At 63.2% G+C, this 22,323-nt stretch carries 28 protein-coding genes; 10 read left to right on the top strand and 18 right to left on the bottom strand.

What is annotated here, in order from left to right; translation table 11 throughout:
* Positions 1-12 precede the first annotated feature (12 nt).
* Positions 13-174: a hypothetical protein gene (locus ACQY4S_RS08505; RefSeq protein ID WP_428484776.1), complete on the bottom strand. Its 162-nt coding sequence runs from the start codon at positions 172-174 to the stop codon at positions 13-15.
* A gap of 220 nt (positions 175-394) precedes the next feature.
* Between ACQY4S_RS08505 and ACQY4S_RS08500 the strand changes: the two genes are divergently transcribed.
* On the top strand, positions 395-1,315 hold the full coding sequence (locus ACQY4S_RS08500; protein WP_428484775.1) for an NADP-dependent oxidoreductase: 921 nt from the start codon (positions 395-397) through the stop codon (positions 1,313-1,315).
* A gap of 185 nt (positions 1,316-1,500) precedes the next feature.
* Here ACQY4S_RS08500 and ACQY4S_RS08495 read toward each other — a convergent pair whose 3' ends face one another.
* On the bottom strand, positions 1,501-1,677 hold the full coding sequence (locus ACQY4S_RS08495; protein ID WP_428484774.1) for a 2Fe-2S iron-sulfur cluster-binding protein: 177 nt from the start codon (positions 1,675-1,677) through the stop codon (positions 1,501-1,503).
* A gap of 365 nt (positions 1,678-2,042) precedes the next feature.
* On the opposite strand from ACQY4S_RS08495, the gene ACQY4S_RS08490 reads away from it, so the two are divergent.
* Positions 2,043-3,221: a pyridoxal-phosphate-dependent aminotransferase family protein gene (locus ACQY4S_RS08490; RefSeq protein ID WP_428484773.1), complete on the top strand. Its 1,179-nt coding sequence runs from the start codon at positions 2,043-2,045 to the stop codon at positions 3,219-3,221.
* Positions 3,222-3,778: 557 nt separating this feature from the next.
* Here the strand turns inward: ACQY4S_RS08490 and ACQY4S_RS08485 are convergent.
* The 4 genes from ACQY4S_RS08485 to ACQY4S_RS08470 all read right to left on the bottom strand — a co-directional run bounded on the left by ACQY4S_RS08485 (position 3,779) and on the right by ACQY4S_RS08470 (position 7,173).
* Complete coding sequence (locus ACQY4S_RS08485; protein ID WP_428484772.1) at positions 3,779-4,066, bottom strand: hypothetical protein; 288 nt, start codon at positions 4,064-4,066, stop codon at positions 3,779-3,781.
* A 115-nt stretch (positions 4,067-4,181) separates the two neighbouring features.
* The gene (locus ACQY4S_RS08480; protein ID WP_428484771.1) at positions 4,182-5,591 is read right to left on the bottom strand and encodes an NAD(P)(+) transhydrogenase (Re/Si-specific) subunit beta; all 1,410 of its coding nucleotides are present in this window, start codon (positions 5,589-5,591) and stop codon (positions 4,182-4,184) included.
* A 12-nt stretch (positions 5,592-5,603) separates the two neighbouring features.
* Entirely contained in the window at positions 5,604-5,999 is a 396-nt protein-coding gene (locus tag ACQY4S_RS08475) for a proton-translocating transhydrogenase family protein (RefSeq protein ID WP_428484770.1), read from the bottom strand.
* Between the two features lie 34 nt (positions 6,000-6,033).
* On the bottom strand, positions 6,034-7,173 hold the full coding sequence (locus ACQY4S_RS08470; RefSeq protein WP_428484769.1) for a Re/Si-specific NAD(P)(+) transhydrogenase subunit alpha: 1,140 nt from the start codon (positions 7,171-7,173) through the stop codon (positions 6,034-6,036).
* 557 nt (positions 7,174-7,730) lie between these two features.
* Here ACQY4S_RS08470 and ACQY4S_RS08465 point away from each other — a divergent pair.
* From ACQY4S_RS08465 to ACQY4S_RS08455, 3 genes are all read left to right on the top strand, one after another.
* On the top strand, positions 7,731-7,943 hold the full coding sequence (locus tag ACQY4S_RS08465) for a hypothetical protein (RefSeq protein ID WP_428484768.1): 213 nt from the start codon (positions 7,731-7,733) through the stop codon (positions 7,941-7,943).
* 210 nt (positions 7,944-8,153) lie between these two features.
* Positions 8,154-8,297: a hypothetical protein gene (locus tag ACQY4S_RS08460; protein ID WP_428484767.1), complete on the top strand. Its 144-nt coding sequence runs from the start codon at positions 8,154-8,156 to the stop codon at positions 8,295-8,297.
* 21 nt (positions 8,298-8,318) lie between these two features.
* Positions 8,319-8,723 carry a 6-pyruvoyl trahydropterin synthase family protein gene (locus tag ACQY4S_RS08455; protein ID WP_428484766.1) on the top strand — a complete coding sequence of 135 codons (405 nt, stop codon included), beginning with the start codon at positions 8,319-8,321 and terminating at the stop codon, positions 8,721-8,723.
* Positions 8,724-8,845: 122 nt separating this feature from the next.
* Here the strand turns inward: ACQY4S_RS08455 and ACQY4S_RS08450 are convergent, their stop codons facing one another.
* The 4 genes from ACQY4S_RS08450 to ACQY4S_RS08435 are packed head-to-tail and all read right to left on the bottom strand — an operon-like array spanning position 8,846 to position 9,912.
* Positions 8,846-9,022 (bottom strand): hypothetical protein, encoded by a 177-nt coding sequence (locus tag ACQY4S_RS08450; protein ID WP_428484765.1) that lies wholly within the window; start codon positions 9,020-9,022, stop codon positions 8,846-8,848.
* A complete protein-coding gene (locus ACQY4S_RS08445; RefSeq protein ID WP_428486295.1) occupies positions 8,979-9,275 on the bottom strand; it encodes a hypothetical protein in 297 nt (98 codons plus the stop codon). Before ACQY4S_RS08445 ends, ACQY4S_RS08450 begins: the two co-directional genes overlap by 44 nt.
* Positions 9,276-9,280: 5 nt before the next feature.
* The gene (locus ACQY4S_RS08440) at positions 9,281-9,673 is read right to left on the bottom strand and encodes a type II toxin-antitoxin system VapC family toxin (RefSeq protein ID WP_428484764.1); all 393 of its coding nucleotides are present in this window, start codon (positions 9,671-9,673) and stop codon (positions 9,281-9,283) included.
* Positions 9,670-9,912, bottom strand: a complete 243-nt coding sequence (locus ACQY4S_RS08435) for an antitoxin (protein ID WP_428484763.1) — start codon at positions 9,910-9,912, stop codon at positions 9,670-9,672. The genes ACQY4S_RS08440 and ACQY4S_RS08435 overlap by 4 nt, the downstream gene beginning before the upstream one ends.
* 190 nt (positions 9,913-10,102) lie before the next feature.
* Between ACQY4S_RS08435 and ACQY4S_RS08430 the strand changes: the two genes are divergently transcribed.
* The 4 genes from ACQY4S_RS08430 (at position 10,103) to ACQY4S_RS08415 (ending at position 14,293) form a co-directional block, all read left to right on the top strand.
* Positions 10,103-12,202, top strand: coding sequence for an acetate--CoA ligase family protein (locus ACQY4S_RS08430; RefSeq protein WP_428484762.1), 2,100 nt, complete (start codon positions 10,103-10,105; stop codon positions 12,200-12,202).
* 98 nt (positions 12,203-12,300) lie between these two features.
* Positions 12,301-12,723 (top strand): nucleoside-diphosphate kinase, encoded by a 423-nt coding sequence (gene ndk, locus ACQY4S_RS08425; protein WP_428484761.1) that lies wholly within the window; start codon positions 12,301-12,303, stop codon positions 12,721-12,723.
* An 11-nt stretch (positions 12,724-12,734) separates the two neighbouring features.
* Positions 12,735-13,106 carry a DoxX family protein gene (locus ACQY4S_RS08420; RefSeq protein WP_428484760.1) on the top strand — a complete coding sequence of 124 codons (372 nt, stop codon included), beginning with the start codon at positions 12,735-12,737 and terminating at the stop codon, positions 13,104-13,106.
* A 244-nt stretch (positions 13,107-13,350) separates the two neighbouring features.
* A protein-coding gene (locus ACQY4S_RS08415) for an IS630 family transposase (protein WP_428484759.1) occupies positions 13,351-14,293 on the top strand; the annotation gives its coding sequence in 2 pieces (ribosomal slippage) (positions 13,351-13,686 and positions 13,688-14,293; 942 coding nt in all).
* A gap of 112 nt (positions 14,294-14,405) precedes the next feature.
* Here the strand turns inward: ACQY4S_RS08415 and ACQY4S_RS08410 are convergent.
* Genes ACQY4S_RS08410 through ACQY4S_RS08385 form a run of 6 tightly spaced genes read right to left on the bottom strand, consistent with a single transcriptional unit; the run spans position 14,406 to position 18,695 of the window.
* The gene (locus tag ACQY4S_RS08410) at positions 14,406-14,534 is read right to left on the bottom strand and encodes a DUF2474 domain-containing protein (protein ID WP_428484758.1); all 129 of its coding nucleotides are present in this window, start codon (positions 14,532-14,534) and stop codon (positions 14,406-14,408) included.
* Positions 14,518-15,531, bottom strand: a complete 1,014-nt coding sequence (gene cydB, locus ACQY4S_RS08405; protein ID WP_428484757.1) for a cytochrome d ubiquinol oxidase subunit II — start codon at positions 15,529-15,531, stop codon at positions 14,518-14,520. The genes ACQY4S_RS08410 and cydB overlap by 17 nt, the downstream gene beginning before the upstream one ends.
* A gap of 7 nt (positions 15,532-15,538) precedes the next feature.
* Positions 15,539-16,966: a cytochrome ubiquinol oxidase subunit I gene (locus ACQY4S_RS08400; protein WP_428484756.1), complete on the bottom strand. Its 1,428-nt coding sequence runs from the start codon at positions 16,964-16,966 to the stop codon at positions 15,539-15,541.
* On the bottom strand, positions 16,966-17,547 hold the full coding sequence (locus ACQY4S_RS08395; protein WP_428484755.1) for a GbsR/MarR family transcriptional regulator: 582 nt from the start codon (positions 17,545-17,547) through the stop codon (positions 16,966-16,968). The genes ACQY4S_RS08400 and ACQY4S_RS08395 overlap by 1 nt, the downstream gene beginning before the upstream one ends.
* 60 nt (positions 17,548-17,607) lie before the next feature.
* The gene (locus ACQY4S_RS08390) at positions 17,608-17,766 is read right to left on the bottom strand and encodes a hypothetical protein (RefSeq protein ID WP_428484754.1); all 159 of its coding nucleotides are present in this window, start codon (positions 17,764-17,766) and stop codon (positions 17,608-17,610) included.
* A gap of 35 nt (positions 17,767-17,801) precedes the next feature.
* Positions 17,802-18,695, bottom strand: coding sequence for an MBL fold metallo-hydrolase (locus tag ACQY4S_RS08385; protein ID WP_428484753.1), 894 nt, complete (start codon positions 18,693-18,695; stop codon positions 17,802-17,804).
* 198 nt (positions 18,696-18,893) lie between these two features.
* Between ACQY4S_RS08385 and ACQY4S_RS08380 the strand changes: the two genes are divergently transcribed.
* Positions 18,894-19,598: a haloacid dehalogenase type II gene (locus tag ACQY4S_RS08380; protein WP_428484752.1), complete on the top strand. Its 705-nt coding sequence runs from the start codon at positions 18,894-18,896 to the stop codon at positions 19,596-19,598.
* A 158-nt stretch (positions 19,599-19,756) separates the two neighbouring features.
* On the opposite strand, the gene ACQY4S_RS08375 is transcribed toward ACQY4S_RS08380, so the two are convergent.
* Together ACQY4S_RS08375 and ACQY4S_RS08370 are read right to left on the bottom strand one after the other, a co-directional pair.
* Positions 19,757-20,530, bottom strand: a complete 774-nt coding sequence (locus ACQY4S_RS08375; RefSeq protein WP_428484751.1) for a class I SAM-dependent methyltransferase — start codon at positions 20,528-20,530, stop codon at positions 19,757-19,759.
* 248 nt (positions 20,531-20,778) lie between these two features.
* A complete protein-coding gene (locus tag ACQY4S_RS08370; RefSeq protein WP_428484750.1) occupies positions 20,779-22,041 on the bottom strand; it encodes an oxalate decarboxylase family bicupin in 1,263 nt (420 codons plus the stop codon).
* Positions 22,042-22,323: the final 282 nt, after the last annotated feature.

The raw sequence follows: 22,323 nt of genomic DNA, 5'->3' as shown, positions 1-22,323 counted from the left end.
TCAAGGAGTTGGTCACTCGGATGGTGCTTCAGGCCCGCCGCGCACTTCACTCTCCGGTCCAACCATCCGTTCCGGCTTGCTCGCCGGCGTGGTCTCCGGGGCTTCCACCGCTTCGTCACGCTTTTCTGTCGAGGTGCCAGGTTCGAGTCCTTTGATGTCGTCCGCCGGTGTCATGGCAATCGTCCCTTCAGCTATGTCAAGGTCACGGAGCCTGCTGGCGACCGCCTGAAGTGACAACGATTGCCTGGACCGCGGGTTCCCGGTGCTGACACACGGCAGTCGCTTGGCGGGATTAACCGCCGCGGCGCTACGCATTGCTGAACCGACGCCGATCATCGGGAACGGATCGCATGAAGCCGCGTTCGAGCCGCAACCACACTTGGAAACCCAAGCCATGAAAGCAGCTCGCATTCGCCGCTTCGGCGGACCGGACGTCATCGAGATCGAGAACCTGCCTGAACCGGAGCCACGCGAAGGCGAAATCCGCGTTCGGATACAGGCGGCAAGCGTGAACCCGGTGGACTACAAGATCAGGCAGGGCGGCTTTCTGCCGGACGACAAGCTGCCGATGACGCTGGGGCGCGACATCTCCGGCGTTGTCGACGCGGCCGGCCCACAGGCGAGCGATTTCAAGATTGGTGACCGGGTCTTCGCCATGCTGCCGCCGGACCGAGGCGGCTGCGCCGAATTCGTCACCCTGGAACCCGGCGCCTGTGCGCCAAAGCCCGACAGCGTGAGTGACGCGGAGGCAGCGTCACTCGGACTGGCGGCGCTGACGGCGTGGCAAGGCCTGTTTGACCATGGTGGCTTGCGCCAGGGCCAGCGCGTGCTGATCCACGGCGGCGCCGGCGGCGTCGGCCATCTGGCGGTGCAGTTCGCCCGCGCTCGCGGCGCCGAAGTCTACGCCACCTGTTCCGGGTCCGATATGGTTTTCGTCCGCAGCCTCGGTGCGGCGCAGGTCATCGACTACAAGACGGAGCGGTTCGAGGACCGCGCGCGGGATATCGACATGGTCTTCGATCTTATCGGCGGCGAGACGCAAGAACGCTCCTGGTCCGTGCTTCGCCGCGGTGGGATTATGGTTTCAACTCTTACTGAGCCGGACAAGGCGAAGGCCGCCGCTCACGGTGCACGGGGGACGCGTTACATGGCACAGCCGAACGGCGGCCAGTTGCGTGAGATCGCCGGTCTGACAGCGGATGGCACAGTGAAGGTGACAATCGACCGGATGCTGCCGCTGGCGGACATCCGCGAGGCGCACCGTGCCGTCGAGCATGACCATGTGCGCGGCAAGATCGCGGTGCGAATCGCATGAACTGAAGCCGGCCTGATCAACCATCGCTTCAAGGGGATTTGCCGGCATTCGTTGATTGGGCGCCGCCGTGCCCGATCAGCGACCGTGCCGCGTAAGTGTCCTGGCTCCTTTCGTTCGTCCCCCGGCCGCATCACGGATATCGTCCTGCGTGCCGGCATGTCCTTCGCGGACGCAGGCGATCGCGCTTATGATCTGGTCGGCATGCAATAGCCGCACTGGTAGGCGTCGCAATCCAGGAAGGCCTGCTGCATCGGATGCAGCGGGCCAGTTTCGCTGGAAAGTCCCTCGATGGTGGTAACCTCGCCGTCGAACGCGCTGGCCAGCACGAAACACGACAGCACGCGAACGCCGTCGATCAGCACCGTGCAGGCGCCGCACTGGCCCTAACCCTTCTTGGTGCTGGTCAGGCCCATCGTCTTGCGCAGTGCGTCCAGCAGCGTGACACGCGGATCAAGGCTGAGCCGGTGCTCACGCCTGTTTACGCTTAACGTCAGGTCCATGCGCGGCTCCACGCGGTCGGGTTGCGGATTGCATAGGCAACGGTGTCTGCCGCCGGCAGTTCGTTATGCTTCAACACCAAACGAACAACACCTGCGCGATGACGCCGGCAGCGCCGCGCCAAGTTGCTCCAGCTTTTGCTTTACCTCGGCCATCGCACGCGGCATCTGTGTCACGATTCGGATGATGGTCGGCCTCGCGTTAATTCGGAATCGAACAGGATACGCCAATGCAAAAGCCCCGTGGACGTCATTTTTTCGCCAATCCCGGCCCGACCAATATCCCCGACAGCGTGCTGCGGGCGATGGACCGTCCCAGTATCGACTTCCACGATCCCGACTTCGTCGAGGTCTACGAAGCCGCTTTCGCCGGTGTAAAGCGCGTGCTGCGCACCGACCAGAGTCTGTTCATGTATAACGCCTCCGGCCACGGCGCCTGGGAAGCCAGCCTCACCAACCTGCTGTCCCCCGGCGACACCATCCTGGTGCTGGAATCCGGCTACTTCTCCGACGAATGGGCCGCCATGGCACGCAACCATGGACTGGAGGCGCGCACGCTGCAGGCCGATTGGCGCCGTGGCGTGGATATCGCCGCCTTGCGGGCTGAATTGGCCGCCGACACCGGCCACGCCATCAAGGCGGTCTGTGCCGTGCACAATGAAACCGCCACCGGTCTGATGCTGCCGCTGCCCGCGATCCGCACCGCGCTCGACGCCACCGGCCATCCGGCGCTGTTCCTGGTCGATACCATCTCCTCCCTCGGCTCGCTCGATTTTCGCATGGATGAATGGCAGATCGACTGCGTCGTCGGCGGCAGCCAGAAAGGCCTGATGCTGCCCACCGGCATGAGCTTCACCGGCGTCTCGGCCAAGGCCCTGGCCGCGCATCGGAACGCCAAGCTCAGCCGGTTCTATTTCGACTGGGGCCTGATGGAGAAGCGGTCGCAAAAGAGCTTCATCGGCACGGTTCCGGTGAACATCTTCTACGGCCTGCGTGAATCGATCCGCCTGCTGGAGGAAGAGGGTCTCGACAACGTCCATGCTCGCCACACCCGCCTGGCCGAAGCGACTCGACGCGCCGTCAGGGTGTGGGCGGCGAATGACGGGCCGCAACTATTCTGCATGTCGCCCGACCGTTTCTCGGACTCGGTCACCGCGATCTTGATGCCGGAGGGCTACGACGCTGAAGCCGTCCGCCGCACCGCCCGCCAGCGCTTCAACGTCTCCCTCGGCGGCGGCCTCGGCAAGCTGGGCGGCCGGATCTTCCGTATCGGCCATCTGGGCGACCTGAACGAGCCGATGCTGCTGGGCGCCCTGGCGGCGGTGGAGATGTCCTTGCGCATCAACCAAGTTCCCCACGGCCGCGGCGGCGTCGACGCCGCCATGGCGTTCCTGGCTGGTGATGATTGAGCGGCGGAGGCACGCGGCAAGGCGAGGGGCGGGACCCATAAGCGCTAGGAAAAAGCACATTTAGCGTCTCTGCCTTGGCAGCGCGGCCTTCCGGGCGGCTTGGCCAGCCGCCTGCGTGGGGTTCCGCGGGGCGCCATGCTGCGGCGTCTTTAGGGTTGTGCGAACAGAGCCAATTGCAGACGGCGATGAGTTGATTGCCAAACCCGCCAGAGACTGACGTGACGGGTTGCACGGCCAGATGTTGCCTCAGGGGGGAAAGCCGGGATCCTGGCTCAGCGAAGTCTCGATCAGCACGGCGGCGATGGAGATCAGCGAGCAGCCAACTGCGCGCAAGCTTGGGATTGCTCGCCTGCAAAGCCGCCCAGGCTTTTCAGTCGTTTGAACGCGAGTTCCACTCAGCAGCGCATGCGGTAGAGCCGCCGCTATCGCACGGTCTGGCGACAGTAAGGGCATCATGTATTAAGTCGCCCTCATGGTGCGCAAATCGGTCTTGTGGCCCTTGCGGTGCAACCTCTTGTGCTGGCGCTCGGTCGCCTCGGGCGGCTTGCGCGCGATGATCAGGCGCGCGCACCGGGGCGCGCCCGGCGTCGATCGGACACCGCGTGTTCCACCGTCAACGGACCGCTGCCGGACAGGCGACCCTCCGTTGGCGCGTCACCGCGATGATCCGCCAGCAGCCGGTCCAGCACATCAGCCAGGAAATCACCCGAATTACGCAATCGATCCGGCAGCGAGACGTCGCAGAGATCCGCAATCCCGGCTTCGGTGGCATGGCTGCCGATCGCGCGCGGCGATCGCCTGCCTGGACCACAGACCTGGCCGGCAACGCTTGTCCAGTGATGCAACAATGCGGCTTACATTTCCCCTTGGAGGCACGCCAGTTCGCGTCGTGTCGATCCTATCCTAACGCGTACGGGCCAGCGCTCTCGTCTTGCGTCCTTTCCCTGACCTCGGAAGCCATCAGTCGCCCAGCGCCTGCACGATCTCCTCGGTCATCTTCTTGGCGTCGCCGAACAGCATCATGGTGTTCGGCCGGAAGAACAGTTCATTGTCCACGCCCGCGTAGCCCGATGCCATCGAGCGCTTTACGAACAGCACGGTCCGTGCCTTCTCCACATCCAGGATCGGCATCCCGTAGATCGCCGATGAGGAATCCGTCTTGGCCGCGGGATTGGTCACGTCGTTCGCGCCGATCACGTAAGCCACGTCGGCGGTGGAGAAGGCGTTGTTGATCTCCTCCAGCTCGAACACGTCATCGTACGGCACGTTGGCTTCGGCCAGCAGCACGTTCATGTGGCCTGGCATACGGCCGGCAACGGGATGGATGGCGTACTGCACCTCCACGCCTTCCTTTTTCAGCGTGTCGGCCATCTCCCGCAGCGCGTGCTGCGCCTGGGCGACCGCCATGCCGTAGCCCGGCACGATGATCACCTTCGATGCGTTCTTCATGATGAACCCAGCGTCCTCGGCGTTGCCCGACCGGACCGTCTGGTCGCCGGTCGCCCCGCCGCCCGCCGCGGCACCGGCGCTTTCCGCACCAAACCCGCCCAGCAGCACGTTGATGATGCTGCGGTTCATCCCCTTGCACATGATGTACGACAGGATCGCGCCGGATGCGCCGACCAACGAGCCGGTAACGATCAGCGCCAGGTTCTGGATGGTGAAGCCGATGCCGGCCGCCGCCCAGCCGGAGTAGCTGTTCAGCATCGAAACCACCACCGGCATGTCGGCGCCGCCGATCGGGATGATAATCAGGAAGCCGAGTGCCAGCGCCACCAGCACGATCAGCGTGAATAGCGCGGGATTGCCGCCGGAGCCGACGAAGCTGATGATCAGGATCAGCAGCAGTATTCCCAGGCCCAGGTTCAGCCAATGCTGCCCGGCGAAGGTGATCGGCGTGCCCTTCATCAGCGCTTGCAGCTTGGCGAAGGCGATCAGGCTGCCGGTGAAGGTGATGGCGCCGATCGCCAGGCCCACCGACATCTCGACCAGGCTTTCCGGACGGATGTGCCCTGGCGTGCCGATCGCGAAGGCCTCGGGCGCATTCAATGCCGCCGCCGCGACGAACACCGCGGCCAGACCGACCAGGGAGTGGAACGCGGCGACCAACTGCGGCAGGGCGGTCATCTGGATGCGGCGCGCCACCACGATGCCGGCACCGCCGCCGATGATGATGCCCAGGAAGATCAGCACGTATCCGCCGCCGCCCATCCCGCCATGCAGCAGGGTGGCGACGATGGCCACGGCCATGCCGATCATGCCGAAGCGGTTGCCCTCCCGCGAGGTCACCGGCGACGACAGGCCGCGCAGCGCCAGGATGAACAAAACGGCGGCGACGAGGTAGGCGAGGGAGGTCAGGCTGGCGGACATGTCGATGCGGCCTTATTGCTTCTTTCGGAACATCGACAACATGCGCTGCGTCACCATGAAGCCCCCGAAGATGTTCACCGAGGCCAGGGTCACGGCAATAAAGCCGAAGAACCGCGCCCAGCCGGAATAGGCGAGGCCGGTGGCCAGCATGGCGCCGACGATGATCACCGAGGAGATCGCGTTGGTCACCGCCATCAACGGCGAGTGCAGCGCCGGCGTCACGTTCCACACCACGTAGTAGCCGACGAAGCAGGCCATCAGGAAGATCGCCAGCAGGAAGATGAACGGGTTGACCTCTGGCGCTACGGCGGCGGAGGTTGTGAACGCCATGTTGCGCGCATGGTCGGCTAGTTGCAGGGCCTGATCAGCCAGACGCGCGGCCTGATCCGCCAATTGGTTCGGGTTCATTGTCGCAAGGTCTCCGGACGTTCAGGCTGCAAGCTTATGCCGCTTGCGAGGGCAGGAAATTCGGGTGGACGATGGCACCGTTGCGGGTCAGCATGACGCCTTTGACGATATCGTCGGTCTCCGGCAGCTTCGGCGCCTTCGCCTCCTTGTCCCAGAACGTGGTAAGGAAGGTCAGCAGGTTGCGCGCATACAGCGACGATGCCGCCACGGTGATCCGGCTGGGCCAGTTGCGGTAGCCGAGGATGGTAACGCCGTTCTCGGTGACGGTGCTGGTTCCAGGCTTGGTCGCGGCACAGTTGCCGCCGGCTTCCGCCGCCAGATCGACAATAACGCTGCCGGCTTTCATGCTGTCCACCATGGCCTGGGTGACGATGACCGGGGCGTTGCCGCCCATCACCAGCGCGGTGCAGATGACGATATCGTTCTTGGCCACCGTGGTGGCCATCAGTTCGGCTTGCTTCTGGCGGAACGCGTCGGTCATTTCGCGGGCATAGGCGCCGGTCTGGCCGGCGGTTTCCTGATCCTCGACGCCGACGAAGGTGGCGCCGAGGGACTTGATTTCCTCCTTCGCCGCCGGCCGGACGTCGGTGGCGGAAACGATGCCACCCAGGCGACGGGCGGTGGCGATGGCCTGCAGGCCGGCGACGCCGGCGCCGATGACGAAGACGCGGGCGGGGGGCACCGTGCCGGCGGCAGTCATCATCATCGGAAAGCCGCGCTGGAAGGCGTTGCCGGCCTCGACCACCGCGCGGTAGCCGGCGAGGTTGGCCTGGCTCGATAGCACGTCCATCGACTGCGCGCGGGTGATGCGGGGCAGCAGTTCCATGGCGGCGGCATCGATGCCGGCGGCGGCAAGAGCGGGCACTAGGTCGGTATCGGCGAAGGCGCCGACGATGCCGACCAGCAGCGCGCCCTTCGGGATCAGCGCCCGTTGGTCGGGTTCCGGCGTCTGCACGGCGAAGACGATTTCAGCGCCAGCCAGGGTGGCGGCGGCATCAGCCGCGATCTCGGCTCCGGCGGCGGCGAAATCGGCGTCGGAGATGGCAGCGGTCAATCCAGCGCCGGCCTCGACCGCCACGGTCAAACCCAGGGCGATCAGCTTCTTGACTGTCTCCGGCGTCGCGGCGACGCGGGTTTCGGCGTCGCGCCGTTCCTTCAGCACCGCAAGGCGCATCCGTCGGTTCCTCCGTCATGGGCAGCAGGCCGTGCCGGAGCGCGTTGGGCGAACCCGGTTGGCCTGTCGGGCAACCAATGCACGTCCGGGCGGATGGGTGCAAGAGGCTCGCCGATGATCGCTTCATTCTTGTATCGGCGTCAAAGAAACGCGTTTCGTCAACCGCGGCGCCTTGATCCGAGCCCAAATGCTAGGGTCGGTGGTACAAAAACCGCCGGAGCATCATCAATCGGCAGCCACAAAACAGCAAGTCGGTTTGACAACCGTAATAATTGACCTGTAGCCAAAATCACGTCAGGGTCATTTTCTAGCTTTAGAGATCAATGCAGCTTTAGGAACAACGTGAGGATTGTGACCAATGTCTCGAACATGGGCAAGATGAATTTGCCGGCGCAAATTCATCGTCAGGTCGGTCTTGAGCAAGGCGGACCCGTGATGGTTTCAGTTGTAGATGGCGAAATTCGCATCAGGGCGCTGCGGGCAGGTCCTGAGCAGTCTTCAAGATCAGGCAGAGTCCGTGTTTGCCGACTCCGGCGAAACAGTGGATGGCTTCCTGCATGAACGCCGTGCTGAAGCCGCGGGCGACGGCGATACCACGAAGCGTGATCCTGGATGCTTCCGCTGTTCTCGCTTTCCTGCTGGCGGAAACCGGCAAGGACATGGTTCTGGATGCGTTGCTGTCCGGCGCCGACTGCGGGAGCAACTGCCCGTCACGTCGGTTCCCGTCGATGAGGACCTTGCGATTCGCTCAGCCCTCATGGCGGACGTGACGCGGCCGATCGGGCTGTCGCCTGGTGACCGGCTCCGCCTGGCCCTGGCGCAGCGATCAAGCGTGCCTGGGCTAACAGCTGACCACTACTGGCTGCTCGTGGCGGCGGTCACTGGTGGCCAGGTAAAGCTGATCCGCTAGAACAAGCTTATTGCCGTGCGGTCGGCGGCGGCCTTCGCCCCGACCAGCGTCAGCCAGCAAAAAATGCGGTATGCGCCCGATGATCGCCTGCGTGTTTCGCCTTTTTGTGGTTCAGGTTGAAAAGTTTAATGGAAAACGCATGCACAGCGGCCATGAGGTGCCGCCGCGTGCGCTTGGCCGTGCGCCGGTGATCCGCTACCGAGGTACGACATGATCCTCAACCAGGCAGGTCAGCATGTTTGCCGTCGAAGTTCGCGATACCATCATGATCGCGCATGCGTTGCCCGACCCGTTCTTCGGTCCAGCCGCGAACAAGCACGGCGCGACCTTCGTCGTCGATGTCGCCTTCATCGGCACATCGTTGACGCGGCACAACGTCGTGGTGGACATCGGCAGGGCGTTGACGCTGCTGCGGTCGGTGCTGGCGCCGCTGCACTATCAGGACCTCGATATGCTGCCGCAATTCGCCGGCATCCTGACCACGACGGAATTTCTCTGCCGCCATATCCACGACGAGATCAAGGCGGCCATCCGCCAAGGTGAACTGGGCGACGGCGCGGAGAGCCTGAGCGCGGTTCGTGTGACCCTCGGGGAAACGCATCTGGCGCGCGCGTGGTATGAACGGCCGGTGTTTGAGTAGTAACTCTGGAAAAAGATTTTGACGGATTATGGGGCGTGGTTCCTTGTTCAAGACCGGCCTGCTGGTCGGTTCCAGGTCCTGCGCGGGATGGCTGGTCACGACCCACTGCGGACCTACAGCGCTTAATCCAGGCTCTTGCGGAGGAAGACGCGAGAATGGGCCGGCAACCCGAACTCGACTTGTCCGAATTCCTCGTAGCCATGGCGCTTATAGCAGCCGGGTGCCTGGAAGCTGCTTGTCGCCACGACAGCCCGCTTACATCCACGTCTCCTCGCCTCTTTCTCGATGGCTGTAAGCAAACGGCTTGCCTGCGACTTGCCCCCGGATATTTCGCGGCAAGAAGAACATGTCGAGGAACAGCAGGCCAAGTTCAGTCCTGCCCCATAAGCCGTCCAGAAACTTCCCTGATGTGGCGTCGGACAGCTTGGCGCCGATTGGCGTCCGATCGGAGATCCCGGTCCGTTCTATGTTGTATTGGTAGAGAGCGGCCCCAGCTTCCGCCTTTGCTTGGTGGCCTTGCGTATTGATCAAAGTCGGGACGTAGTCCTGCAAGATCCCTACAATTCCCAATCTTCCAGATAAAGTGCCGAGACCCGCTGAAACTCCCGAACATTGTGCGAGACCAGGGTGAGGCCACGGGCCACCGCTTGACCTGCAATCAAAACATCATATGAGCCAATAGGAGCGCCCGCGGCGGCAAGTAGAGCGCGAATTTCCCCAGCGTGGCGAGCGTCCTCTCGGTCAAAATAAAGCACCTCGAATCGCAAGGCTTCAAGCCGAGCGAGGTTCTCGGCGGTTCGGTGTCCCTTGTAGGCGCCATAGAACAGTTCGTGCGCCACGATGGCGGACATGGCGACATCCTGTGGCTGGTGCTGGCGAATACGTGTCAGGAAGCCAGCATGGCCTTTGAGAAGAGCAATAACCGCGTTGGTGTCGAGCAGATACTTCACTTGAAGAAGTTTAGCCCCGGACGGTCCTGCTGATCCGGCTGTTCTGTCATGGCTTGGACAAAGTCACTGTCGAGCGGGCCAATAATCTCGTCCAACCATTTCCAATTCTGGGCGATGGGTTCAAGAATGACGGCATTGCCGTGGCGACGGATACGCACTTCGTTACCATCAAAACGGAAGTCCTTGGGTAGACGGACAGCCTGGGAACGACCGGTCCAGAAGATTTTCGCGGTTTCCATTGCGGCCTCTAATGATATCTACCGAGAAGATATACCAAATGGAGGCTGTTCAAGCAAGCTTGGCATTGCCCATCGGTGGCTTCCGCGCAATGCGTAAGCGTCGCTTGGTTGCGAGACCATGACACCCGGTCCAGGATAGGGCACGGCCAATGAGCCGCTAAACCATAACACCTGGAAACCGTCCGCCCTCATGTCCCGTTTCGCCGGCCTGACGCCGCTGCTCGCCCCGCGTTCCATCGCCGTCCTCGGCGCCTCCTCCGACCCGACGCGGATCGGCGGCCGGCCGATCGCCTACATGCGGGCGCAGGGATTTTCCGGCGGCCTTTATCCGGTCAACCCGAACCGGGCGGAGATCCAGGGGCTGAAAGCCTACCCATCAGTCGCCGACCTGCCGGAAACACCGGATGTGGCGATCGTCGCGGTGCCGGCCGAACTGGCCGCCCCGGCGGTGGCGGACCTCGCAAAGCGCGGCGTCAAGGCGGTGGTGATGTTCACCGCCGGCTTCGCCGAAATGGATGAGGCCGGGGCGGCGGCGCAAGACGGCATGGTCGCCACCGCTCGGGCGCACGGCATGCGCATCCTTGGTCCCAACTGCCTGGGCGTGTTCGATGCCCGCCGGTCGTACTACGCGACCTTTTCCTCGTCCTTCGACAGCGGCTGGCCGGTGCTGGGACGGATCGGCATCGCCAGCCAGTCGGGCGCCTACGGCACGCACCTGTATACCCTGGCGCGCAACCGCGGCATCGGCGCGTCGCTGTGCGTGATGACCGGCAACGAAGGCGACGTCACCGTCGGCGAATGCATCGGCTGGCTAGCGGAAAACCCGGATGTGGACGTGATCGCCGTCTATGCCGAGGGCATCCGCGAATCCGCCGGTCTGATCGCCGCTTTTGAAGCCGCGCGCGCGGCGCGAAAACCCATCGTCATGCAGAAGGTCGGGCGCAGTGATCTTGGCACGAAAGCAGCGAAATCCCACACCGCCTCCATCGCCGGCGACGACGCCGTGACCGAAGCGGTGATGGCCGAATTCGGTGTGTTCCGTGCCCGCAACAGTGAGGAAATGCTGGACATCGCCCACACCGCCACACGCAAGATCTATCCGGCGCGCAACACGCTGGGGGTGATCACGGTGTCCGGCGGCGCCGGCGTATTGATCAGCGATGTCGCTGAAGGCCTGGGGTTGGCGATGCCGGAAATGCCGCAGCAGGCGCAGCAGCGACTGCGGGAACTGGTACCGTTCTGCGCCCCGCGAAATCCGGTCGACGCCACCGCGCAGGTGGCCAACGACGTGACGCTGGTGAAGACCTTTACCGCCTCCATGGTCCGCGACGGCGGCTATGCCTCGGTGCTCGGCTTTTTCAGCATGACCGCGTCATCCAACCGCTGGCCGGCGATCCGTGAGCAGTTGAACCTGGTGAAGACCGAGAACCCGGACCGCCTGTATGTTCTGTCGGTCATCGTGCCGCCGGACCGGCGCGATGAGTTGGAAGCCGACGGCTGGGTGGTGCACGAGGACCCGACCCGAGCGGTTAACGCGATCGAGGCGATGGGCCGTTTCGGCGCCGCCTTCGCCGCCGGTCCCGAAGCCGCCGCGCCGTCCGTTCCGTTGGTCGGACTGCCCGCCGGCGCTCCGTCGGAGGCCGAGGCGAAGCGGCTGCTGGCAAGTGCCGGGATCACGTCGGCGCCGGAAGCCGCGTGCACGACGCCGGAGGAAGCCGTGGCGGCGGCGCGAGGGTTCGGTTTCCCGGTGGTGATGAAGATCTTGTCGCCGGACATCATCCACAAGTCGGAGATCGGCGGCGTGCTGCTGGACATCGCCGATGCGGACGCGGCGCGTTCCGGTTTCGCGTTGCTGCTGCAACGCGCCAAGGCCGCGGCGCCGAGCGCGCGGATCGAGGGCGCTCTGGTAGCGAAACAATTGAAAGGTGGCGTGGAGTGCATCCTGGGCGTCCACCGCGATCCGGTGTTTGGCTCGATGGCGATGTTCGGTCTCGGCGGCATCTTTGTCGAAGTGCTGAAGGACGTCGTCTTCCGCCGCTGCCCGTTCGGTCCGGATGTGGCCGAGACGATGATCCGCTCGATCCAGGGTGCCCCGCTGCTGCTGGGCGCGCGTGGCCGGTCGCCGGTGGACATCCCGGCTCTGGCCGACATGCTGGCCAGGTTGTCGGCTTTCGCTGTCGCGGCGGGCGAGCGGCTGCAGTCGATCGATCTCAATCCGGTTTTCGCGATGCCGCGGGGCGCGGGGGCGTTCGCCGCGGATGCCGTGATCGAGGTGGCGTCCTCAAGGTAATGTCGATCATTGCGAGAAAGCCAATCGATCTCCCGCCTTGCTCTCACCGCCGCGAACCCTTACTCAGCCGCCGACAGTCCCGTCTGAAGGAGGCCGCCATGGCGACCGAACGCACGCTTTCCATCATCAAGCCGGACGCCACGCGGCGGAACCTGACCGGCAAGGTCAACGCCTGCCTGGAGGAAGCCGGCCTGCGGATTGTGGCGCAGAAGCGCCTCCAGCTTACCCAGGCGCAAGCCGAAACCTTCTATGGCGTCCACGCGGGCCGGCCGTTCTTCCGCGACCTGGTGACCTTCATGATCTCCGGCCCGGTGGTCGTGCAGGTGCTTGAGGGGGAAAACGCGGTCGCCCGCAATCGAGAGGCCATGGGCGCCACCGATCCGAAGAAGGCCGCGCCCGGCACGATCCGCGCCCTGTTCGCCGAGGATATCGAGGCGAATTCGGTGCATGGGTCGGACAGCGCGGAGAATGCCGCCACCGAAATCGCCTTCTTCTTCGCTGCCACCGACATCGTCGGATGAGAAGCGGTTCCATGAACTGGATCGGCTTGCTGGGACGCTTCCTCATGAGCGCGATTTTCATCCAGGCGGGAATCGGCAAGGCGATGGCGCCAGCCGCGACCATGGCCTATTTCGCCAAGGACGGCCTGCCAATCGTGGGCGCCGCCTACGCCCTGTCCCTGGCGGTCGAGATAGGTGGCGGGGTCCTGTTGCTGATCGGCTACCGCGTGCGCCTAGTCGCGCTGGTGCTGGCGGCGTGGTGCGTCGCGACGGCGATGGTGGCGCACTACCACCCGGAAAGCCGGGAGCAGATGATCAACTTCATGAAGAACCTGTGCATGGCCGGCGGCTTTCTGCAGATTGTGGCGTTCGGCGCCGGTCGGCTGAGCCTCGGCCGGCAGTAGCCGGCGCTTGAGCTTGGTCTTGACCAGCACCGCACCTGCCAAGGCATTTGCCGAATGTGAATTCAGAGCCTGGATAGACAGACGTTTCGTCAAAGAATTGGGCTCGGCGGCGGCGCCTCCTTTTCATGCCGAGGCCGATCGGCATTAGAGCATGATCGTTTTAAGTTGACTCCTGCGTGAGTAGGGGTTCCGGCGCGGCCTAAAATCTGATCCAAGCTGTGGGCTGGGTCGGAGGCCAGCATGGATGGGTGCTCCTTACACGTTGGATTTGCGAGAACGCGCTGTCGCGGCATTCCGCTCAGGCAGGAGCCGGCTTGAGACGGCGACCCTCTTCCAGGTCAGTGAGTCGTCTGTGCAGCGGTGGTCGCGGCTGGATCGACAGAAGGGCAGCGTGGCGGCGCAGGGGCTGGGTGGTCATCGGCCCTTCGCACTGGCCAACGAACGCGACAGGATTATCGAACGGATTGCGCAACAGCCGGATCTGCCGTTGCGCGCACTGCTCGCTGAGTTGCAAGACCGTGGCATCACGGTGAGCTATTTTGCTGTCTGGAACATCGTTGACCGCGCTGGTCTCAGCTTTAAAAAAAAGCCTGCACGCCAGCGAGCAGGATCGTCCCAATGTTGCCCGTCGGCGCCTGCAATGGCAAAAGCGGCAGGATAAAGTTGATCCCAGACGGCTTGTTTTTGTAGACGAAACCTGGACGAAGACGAACATGACCCCGATCCGGGGGCGGTGCCCGGTCGGCCAGCGTCTGCTCGCCAAGGTGCCGCATGGTCATCGCCAGACGCAAACCTTCGTTGCCGCCCTGCGATGCGACGGCATTCATGCGCCATGCCTGCTCGATCAGCCGATGAACGCGATCAGTTTTCGCGCCTATGTCGAGCAGTTCCTGGTGCCGACGTTACGACCGGGCGACGTTGTGATCATGGATAATCTGAGCAGTCACAAGGGCCCTGTCATCCGCAAGGCAATCCGGACAGCGGGTGCAAAGCTGATTTTCCTGCCACCCTATAGTCCCGACCTCAAACCGATCGAGCAGGTGTTCGCCAAACTCAAAACCCTGCTGCGCAAGGCCAACGCCCGCACCATCGACGCAGTGATCGAAGCGATCGCCAAGCTCCTCGACGAGTATACCGTCGAAGAATGCGCCAATTACCTCGTCAACTCCGGCTACGGGTCAACCTAAAACGATCATGCTCTAACGCCTGGCTTCTGTCTATACAAAAACCTGGATGCCGGGCCTGCCATAAAAGGCTGTTGCGTCGACCGGTCGACAAAGGCCGCTGAAGCCGTAAGGACTAACCGGCGGTCAATATCCAATGCAGCATGCCCGCCACGGCCGCGACCGTGACGACGCCGCTCGCCCACAGGCCGACGAACCAGCCGAATTGCTTCCAGCGCGTCTGCGGCCTAGTGATAATGCGCACCAGCCTGCACCTTTCCACGAAAGATCCAGTAGCTGAAGCCGGAGTAGCCGAGGATCAGCGGGATCAGGACAGCGGCGCCAAGAAGGACGAACAACTGGCTCGCGCGTGGCGCTGCCGCCTGCCAGATCGTGATATCCGGCGGCACGATCATCGGAAAAAGGCTGATGCCGAGGCCGGCAAAGCACAGCAGGAAGATCGCCAGCGCGCACAGGAACGGCGTCAGATGATGCTGACGCACGATGCCGATGTGAAAGCCGATCGCGACAAGTGCCACAAGCACCGGAACGGGACTGGTGAACAAGATGCCTGGCCAGCCGAACCAGCGATGCATGAATGTCGGGTTGAGGAAGGGGGTCCAGAGGCTGACCGCGACGATCAGCGCCAGCATCAACCATCCCAGCACCACCGCCTGCTGACGGGCGCGGCTTCGCAGGGACCTATCTGTCCGCCAGATCAGCCAGCACGATCCCAACCACGCATAGCCGGTTACAACAGCCACGCCGCAGAGCAGCGTGAACGGGGTGAGCCAGTCGAACCAGCCGCCGGCATACTGCCCGTTCACCGCATGGATGCCTTGCAGCAGGCCGCCGAGTGTCACGCCTTGGCAGAGCGCGGCGATGGTTGATCCGCCGAAGAACGACAGGTCCCATAGCTTTTGCCCGATCGCGGTCTGGGCGCGAAATCGCAGTTCAAAGGCAACGCCGCGGAAGATCAAGCCGAACAGCATACCGAAGATCACCGGATAGAGCGCCGGCAGGATCACCGCATAAGCGACGGGAAAGACAGCGAACAGCCCCGCGCCGCCGAACACCAGCCAGGTCTCGTTGCCGTCCCACATCGGCGCGATGGAGTTGACCATGGTATCCCTGTCCTCGGACCCGCGCTCCGCGGCAAAGAGGATGCCGATCCCCAGGTCGAAGCCGTCCAGCATGACGTAGGCGAGCACCGCGAAGGCGATCAGCGCGGCCCAGATGCTGGCGATTGTCTGTGTGCTCATCGTGGGCTTACTCCGCCGGGAACGGCGAGGCGCCGCCCGAGCCGGCTGGTACGGCCCCGGCCAACCCCGGGTGAATGCCCGCCGAACGAATTGGCTTGTCCGGGTTGATGTCAGGCTCGCCGGAGACGGGCGGCTTAGCCATCATCCGCAAGATGACCATGATGCCGGCGCCGAAGACAATGAAATAGACGACCGCGAACACCGCCAGCGACGTCGCGATCCCCGGCAGCGCGATCGGCGAGACGCTGTCAATCGTGCGCAAGACGCCGTAGACGGTGTAGGGCTGACGGCCGATCTCCGTCGTCATCCAGCCGCACAGCATGGCGACAATCGGGGCCGGCGCCATAACCAGCGCGAGGCGGTGCAGCCAGCGGCTGGTGAACAGCGTGCCGCGCCGGCGGGCGAGCAGGCTCAAGGCGCCCAGCCCGAACATCGCGAACCCGAGCCCGACCATCACGCGAAACGTCCAGAACACGACGGGTGCATAAGGCCGGTCCGCCGGCGGGACCTGCTTCAGGCCTGGCACCCGGCCGTCCCAGCTATGCGTCAGGATCAGCGAGGAGAGGTGCGGGATCTCGATCTTGTCGTAGGTCCGCTGCCTGGCCATGTTGGGCAGGCCGAACAGGATCAGCGGTGCTCCATCCGGGCCCGACGGCGTCCAGTCGCCTTCCATGGCGGCGATCTTCATCGGCTGGTGTTCCAAGGTGTTCAGGCCGTGGATATCGCCCATCGCGATCTGCAACGGGGCCACGATCGCGGCCATCCACATCGCCATCGAGAACATCTTGCGCACCGCCGGCGTGGCTCGGTCGTGCAGCATGTGCCAGGCGGCGACGCCGCTGACGATGAAAGCAACCACCAGGTAGGACGCCAGCACCATGTGCGGCACCCGGCCAAAGACCGACGGATTGAAGATCACCTGCCAGTAATCCGTCGGATACATGCGGCCATCGGCGCCGACGGCAAAGCCGGCCGGGGTCTGCATCCAGCTATTCACCGACAGAATCCAGAAGGCCGACAGCAGGGTGCCGCCGGCGACCATGCAGGTCGCCAGGAAGTGCAGCTTGCGCCCGACCCGCTGCATGCCGAACAGCATTACGCCAAGGAACCCGGCCTCGAGAAAGAAGGCGGTCAGGACTTCATAGGCCATGACCGGGCCAATGACCGGACCGGCCTTCTCGGCGTACTGCGACCAGTTCGTGCCGAATTGGTAGGACATGACCAACCCGGACACCACGCCCATCGCGAACCCGATGGAGAAAATCTTTATCCAGTAACGGAACAGGTCGAGGTAGACCGCTTTGCCAGTCCGCAGCCAAAGACCTTCCAGCACCATCAGGAAGCTGGCCAGTCCGATGGAGAACGCCGGAAAAATGATATGGAACGCCACGGTGAAGCCGAATTGCGCCCGCGCCAGATGAAAGGCGTCGATCATCACGGTTCCTCCGGTTCCGTAGCGCGCCGCTTGCCGCTGGTGAAGACGGTGATCTTGCTCTTGATGTCGAGGATCTTTGAAACACCCGCGCCGAGGGCGAGCAACTGCATGAGGCTGTGGTTGTCGAGCTTCTGGACGTCATCCATCCAGCCGACCAACAGCTCGATCAGCTCGTGCATCTGGCGCATCTTGTCCTGGGCGTGGCGTTCTTCCGAACTGGTCGGCGTTTCCATCAGAATGCCGCGCAGCATCGAGAGTGTCGGGTCGACCTCCCGCTTGCGGCGCTCCTCGGCGAGAGTGCGGACGATCTGCCAGATGTCGTCTGGCGCTTCAAAATAATCCCGCCGATCGCTGGGGAGGTGGCGTTTGCGAACCAATCGCCACGCCTCAAGCTCCTTCAGACCCATGCTGACGTTGGATCGGGAGACGCCGAGGGCCTCGGTGATTTCCTCTGCGTTAAGCGGGCGGTCGGAGAGGAACAGCAGCGCGTAGATCTGCCCAACCGTGCGGTTGATACCCCAGCGACCGCCCATTTCGCCGAAATGCAGGACGAACTTTTCGATGACCGGTGGCAGGAGCATGTCAGTTTTTCTAATTTCAGTAATTACTGAAATGCCAGATAATTCGAGCAGGCGCGCTTGTCAAGGATGCGAACTGGTTCTGGCGGCAGCCTTTTCCAGACATTGGGTCGTCGCCGCGACGCCGCATGTTTTCAACGTCATGGCGGGATTGGCGACCAACGCTGCTTTACAGCGAATATTGTCCACAAAGCCCGAGCCGAAGGAGAGGAATTCGGCCAAGATCAGCGAACCTGCTCGGGAGATGGCGACCCGCTTCAGGCCCCAGTCGTTCCGCCCTTCGTGCTCGGCTTTGCAAAAGCCACGTTGCGGCCGAAGCAGAGCGCCATCCCGCGCTGCGCCTTGACGTAGTCGGGCGTGAGTTCAACCGAGCCGGATTCGAGCCATCGCGAGCCGGCGCGGCCATTGACCCATTCATCCGGCGGTAGCAGCGTCGAACCTCGTGTCGTGATGTCCCAGGCGTAATAATGGTGCGGCACGATGAGCTTCGCCTTCAGGCGTGAGGCCACCGCTTCGGCGGACCGATAGCTCAGGACGTGCTGCGATCCGTCGATTGGCAGCAATGCGATATCGACTTCGCCAAGCCTCGACCAGACGGTCTCGGGCGGATCGGGGCGGTTGTCCCCCCAATGCAGGATGCGCAGGCCGGCGACTTCCACAATGACAATGCAGTTGTCGAAGGACCGCCAGTTGTCCGGCGGTCGCGTCTGGATATCCGTCAGGCGGCGCGTCATCTCGGCCCAGTCGTGAGTACTGTGGCTACTGTCTGAGACGTGCTTGTCGGCAATTCCGGTCAGCTTGACGTCGGCGAACGCATAGGTGCCGATCAGCCGGTCGAGCAGCACGCTGGCGTGCAGCATGTGCAGGCCGTCATGGTCGAAATGCGCGTGGGTCGAGATGCCGATGTCCACGTCGACAGGGGGAAAGTCGAACAGATACCAGTCCCAGTTGCCCCATGGCGGGTTGCGCCATGGATCGATCATGATGCGGAGGCCGGCCGGCGACGTGATCCGGAACGCGGAGCCGCCGAAATACGCCAGCTCGACGGCGCCGGAGGTCACCGGCCGATGCCCGTCTTGCAGGGAGACCATGTGGTTGTGGTTCTCACGCTGCTTCCAGGTCCCCAGGCCTTCATTCCGGCGATCGGTCATTGGTCCCGCGGCGTTACGACATGGTCCGCAGGGAGCCGGCGCCGACTCGGCTTGTCAAGGCCGCATGGGCGTGGCCGAGGGTCTACCTTAGGGCGGCGCGGCTCTTGCGCGGGCGATCCAAGGGTCGTCTTGCTCTATTGCCGCTGTCCGGTGCCGAGTGCCGGCCAGTCAACAGCGGTCATTCGCCAGGAGGTCAGCATGAGCGACATTGAAATACTGAAACGGTCCATCAAGGTCTGCATGTTCGACCAGTATGGCACGGTGGTGGACATGCAAACCGGGCTTTGGGAGGTTGCCGTAGACTTCCTCAAGACGAAGGGCTGGAAGGGCAACGCCTATGCATTCGTCACCTGGTGGCGACGGACGCACTTCGAGAACTCGATGATCGACGCCCTGCTGCAGCGGGCGCACTTATCCTATCGGGCGATCGGCCATCTCTCGGTCGGCCAAGTCCTGACTCGCGCCCGCATCGCGCACACCGCGGAGGACGTAGAATACCTGGTATCCTGCATCGAGCGGCTGAAATGCTTTCCCGAGGTGCCGGACGCGCTGGCGCGGTTGCAGGCGCGATACAAGCTTGTCGTGCTGTCGAACGGTGATCCCGACATGCTGGAGGCGGCCAGAAAGCACCATGGCATCCCGTTCGACGCGGTGATCTCGGTGGCCGAGGCCAACGCCTTCAAGCCACACCGCGCGACCTACGAAATGGCCGCCGAACGGACGGGGGTCGCCCTGGACGAGGTAATGTTCGTTGCCAACCACGAGTTCGACTGCGTGGGCGCGAAGGCGGCCGGTATGCGGACGGCCTTCATCGACCGCCGTCAGCGCCCGTTTGCCGCGTGGCCGTACCAGCCGGACCTGGTCCTGCCTAGCATGACGGCCCTTGCCGATGTGTTGGTGTGAAGGCTGAGGAAAGAGATTTGGGCGATGATGCTTTGAGCTCGCAGCATCGCCAGTGTCGGATCATCGGCTAATGCCCTGTCTGATCGCGTGATTCATGCCTTCTGAATGGTCGGCCTCAGGCGATCACGCGCCGGGGTATCGCGGTTGAGGTATGGCGATTAGGGGTTGGCGGCTGGCCGGATGAGGAACGTGCGCAGTTTGAAGCTTGATCCGTATGGCGCGTAGGATTTGAAATAAGGCGGAGCTGTTTCGAACACCAAGGCTATATTCCCGACATTGAAGGGTGGGGCTTCAAGACGCAGGAATGATGTTTGCAGAATACGGGAACTCGCGCCGTGGGGTTTGTCCTTGTTGATTTTATAGTCGCTGGTTACCTCGGGTTGGATGTCAGTGAATAAAACATAATCGTACTGTCGAAGCTTGCTGAGAGTGGCACTGATCTGTGCATTCGAGATATGCTGAAATACCTCCCGGATCAGGCACAACTCAGCGTTTGGCAGGGGGTCGTGGGCGATGTCAAGGCATTGGAAATTGATCGTTTCGTTCGCATGGCATCTGTTGTTTTCCTCGATCAGCGCTTCAACAACGTCAACGCCGGTATAATCCACGCCACAGGATGCGATCATCCGACCGACCCGGAAATCGCCGCATCCAAGATCGACGACGCTTCGGATGTTGTGCTTCGCGATGAAGCTTGTCACGAAGTCCGCATAGGGCTGCGCGGCTTCCGCGTCCGACCCTGGGCCCGAGTAGAACGTTCCGGCTCCGTTACCCCACATCTTCTCCCTGTAGATCCTGGTGAAGACTTCCTTGGCGGTCAGCCGACGGTTACGCCGATCACGGATGTCTGCCTTAAGCCGACGGATCGAGCGCCGTAGAAACAGCGGTGCGAAATCCCTGATCTGGTTCTTGATGCTCACGGCCATGTTCATGTGCAAACGTCTCCAGCATGCCTTCTTAAGTGTCAGTGTGAGAAGGGTTCGAGCCTTTTGTCACATTATCAACACCTGACAACAGATCCGATCTGAAATTTCCCGTTGCCGATGCAAGCACAGCGGATGGTATCCTATGGACTCGCGCCGCAATCATGTTCGCTGACAAGCGCAGCGTAGCGGCGTGCTCTGCTTTCGCAGCAGGATTTCTGGCTGTCGATCGACGTCGCCGATGACGCTTGCTGGCGCTAGCCGGGTTGTGCGGGTGGGCTTGTGGCAGATTGGCTGGAGCCGACCACGAGCTGCTTCTGCTTTTGCAGCCTGCCGATGACGGTGTCGCTCAGATGCAGGTGCTGCTTCACCAGTTCCGGCGGGATCAGCGCCAGCCATTGCGCCAACGACACATCGGTGTAGCGCGGGGCAACGAACATTTCCAGGTAGCGCACCGGGGCATCACCGGTGTTCTCGATGTAGTGCCCCATCGCCCGCGGCACATAGCCGACGTCTCCGGCCTGGTAGTCGAAGGTGCGGGAATTGTTGCCGGAAGCGAAAACCGTCATGCGTGCCCTGCCGGAGATGTAGTATTGCCACTCATCGGCAAGCGGGTGCCAGTGCAACTCGCGCATGCCGCCGGGCTCGATCTCGACGAAGGCGGCGGCGATCCGGGCGGAGGCCTTGAAGACCTGGCTGTCGACGATGCGCACGCTGCCGCCTGGGCATTTGACCGGCTGCATGTCCATCATCCGGAAGACGAATGGGTTCGGCACCGGGCCGTTTGGATCGGCGACCGTATCGGCCTGCAGCGACGGCGGCACCGGTGCGGCGAAAATATACAGTTGCTTCTGCGGGATGTTGGCGAAGGCGCTTTCAGGCTCGTTGAAGTTCTTTGCCAGCACCGGCTTCGGCAGATGGGCGAACCACTGGCTGATCAGGAAGGTGTTGTCCTCGGAGAAGTCGCCGTCGTCGAACACCAGCAGGAATTCACAGCCGTCCTGCAGCGCCTGGATGGAGTGCGGCAGGCCGGAGGAAAAGTACCACAGGTCGCCCTGCTTAACGTCGGCAATGAAGTTGCGGCCGTTCTCGTCGATGCAGGTGATGCGGGCGCTGCCATTCAGCATCAGCGACCACTCGTCCGCCTTGTGCCAGTGCAGCTCGCGGATGCCGCCGGGGTTCAGCCGCATGTCCACGCCGGCCATGGCCTTGGACACCGGCAACTCGCGGACCGTGACCTGGCGCGCCCAACCGCCGTCTTGCAGGCGGTTGTGGCTGAGGCTGAAGGGCCACTTCAGATTCGGTATGTCGCCGGCGTCGGTGGGCGGCGGGGCCAGCAGGTCCGGGTTGTCGCGATCGGCCGCGGCGTTGCGCGGCCCAGGATCGGTGCCGCCGGTATTGCCGCGGATCGGCTGCGGGACATCGCCCTGGCCGGCGCCTTGGGCGAGAGTGGTGCTTGCGGTCAGCGCGCCTCCGGCGGCGGTGGCGGCGAGCATCGTGCGGCGGCTCATCGGGTTCATTGGCGGGTTTCCTGGGTCCGGGGTTACTGGGTAAACGCCGAGCGGGCGGCGGGTGCGGCGCACATTTCATTGAACGCTGAGCATCGACCGACTGCGGCTGGTGGACGCCATCCGAGGCAATGCTTCACGGTTGGAAATCATGATCGTACCAGCCGGCGAAAGCCTTGACCTGCCGAGCCGCCCGCGATCGTCATGCCGTGCCTCGGGTGGCGTGCGAGGGCAGGCTCCGTTCGGCGCCCATGCCTCACATGCGGGGGTGACTGGTGGTCCGCGCTGGCTATG

The organism is Rhodopila sp. (genome assembly GCF_965276935.1).
Taxonomy (GTDB): domain Bacteria; phylum Pseudomonadota; class Alphaproteobacteria; order Acetobacterales; family Acetobacteraceae; genus Rhodopila.
Note: the sequence above shows the minus strand (reverse complement) of the source record. Positions and strands in the feature narration are given on the sequence as shown.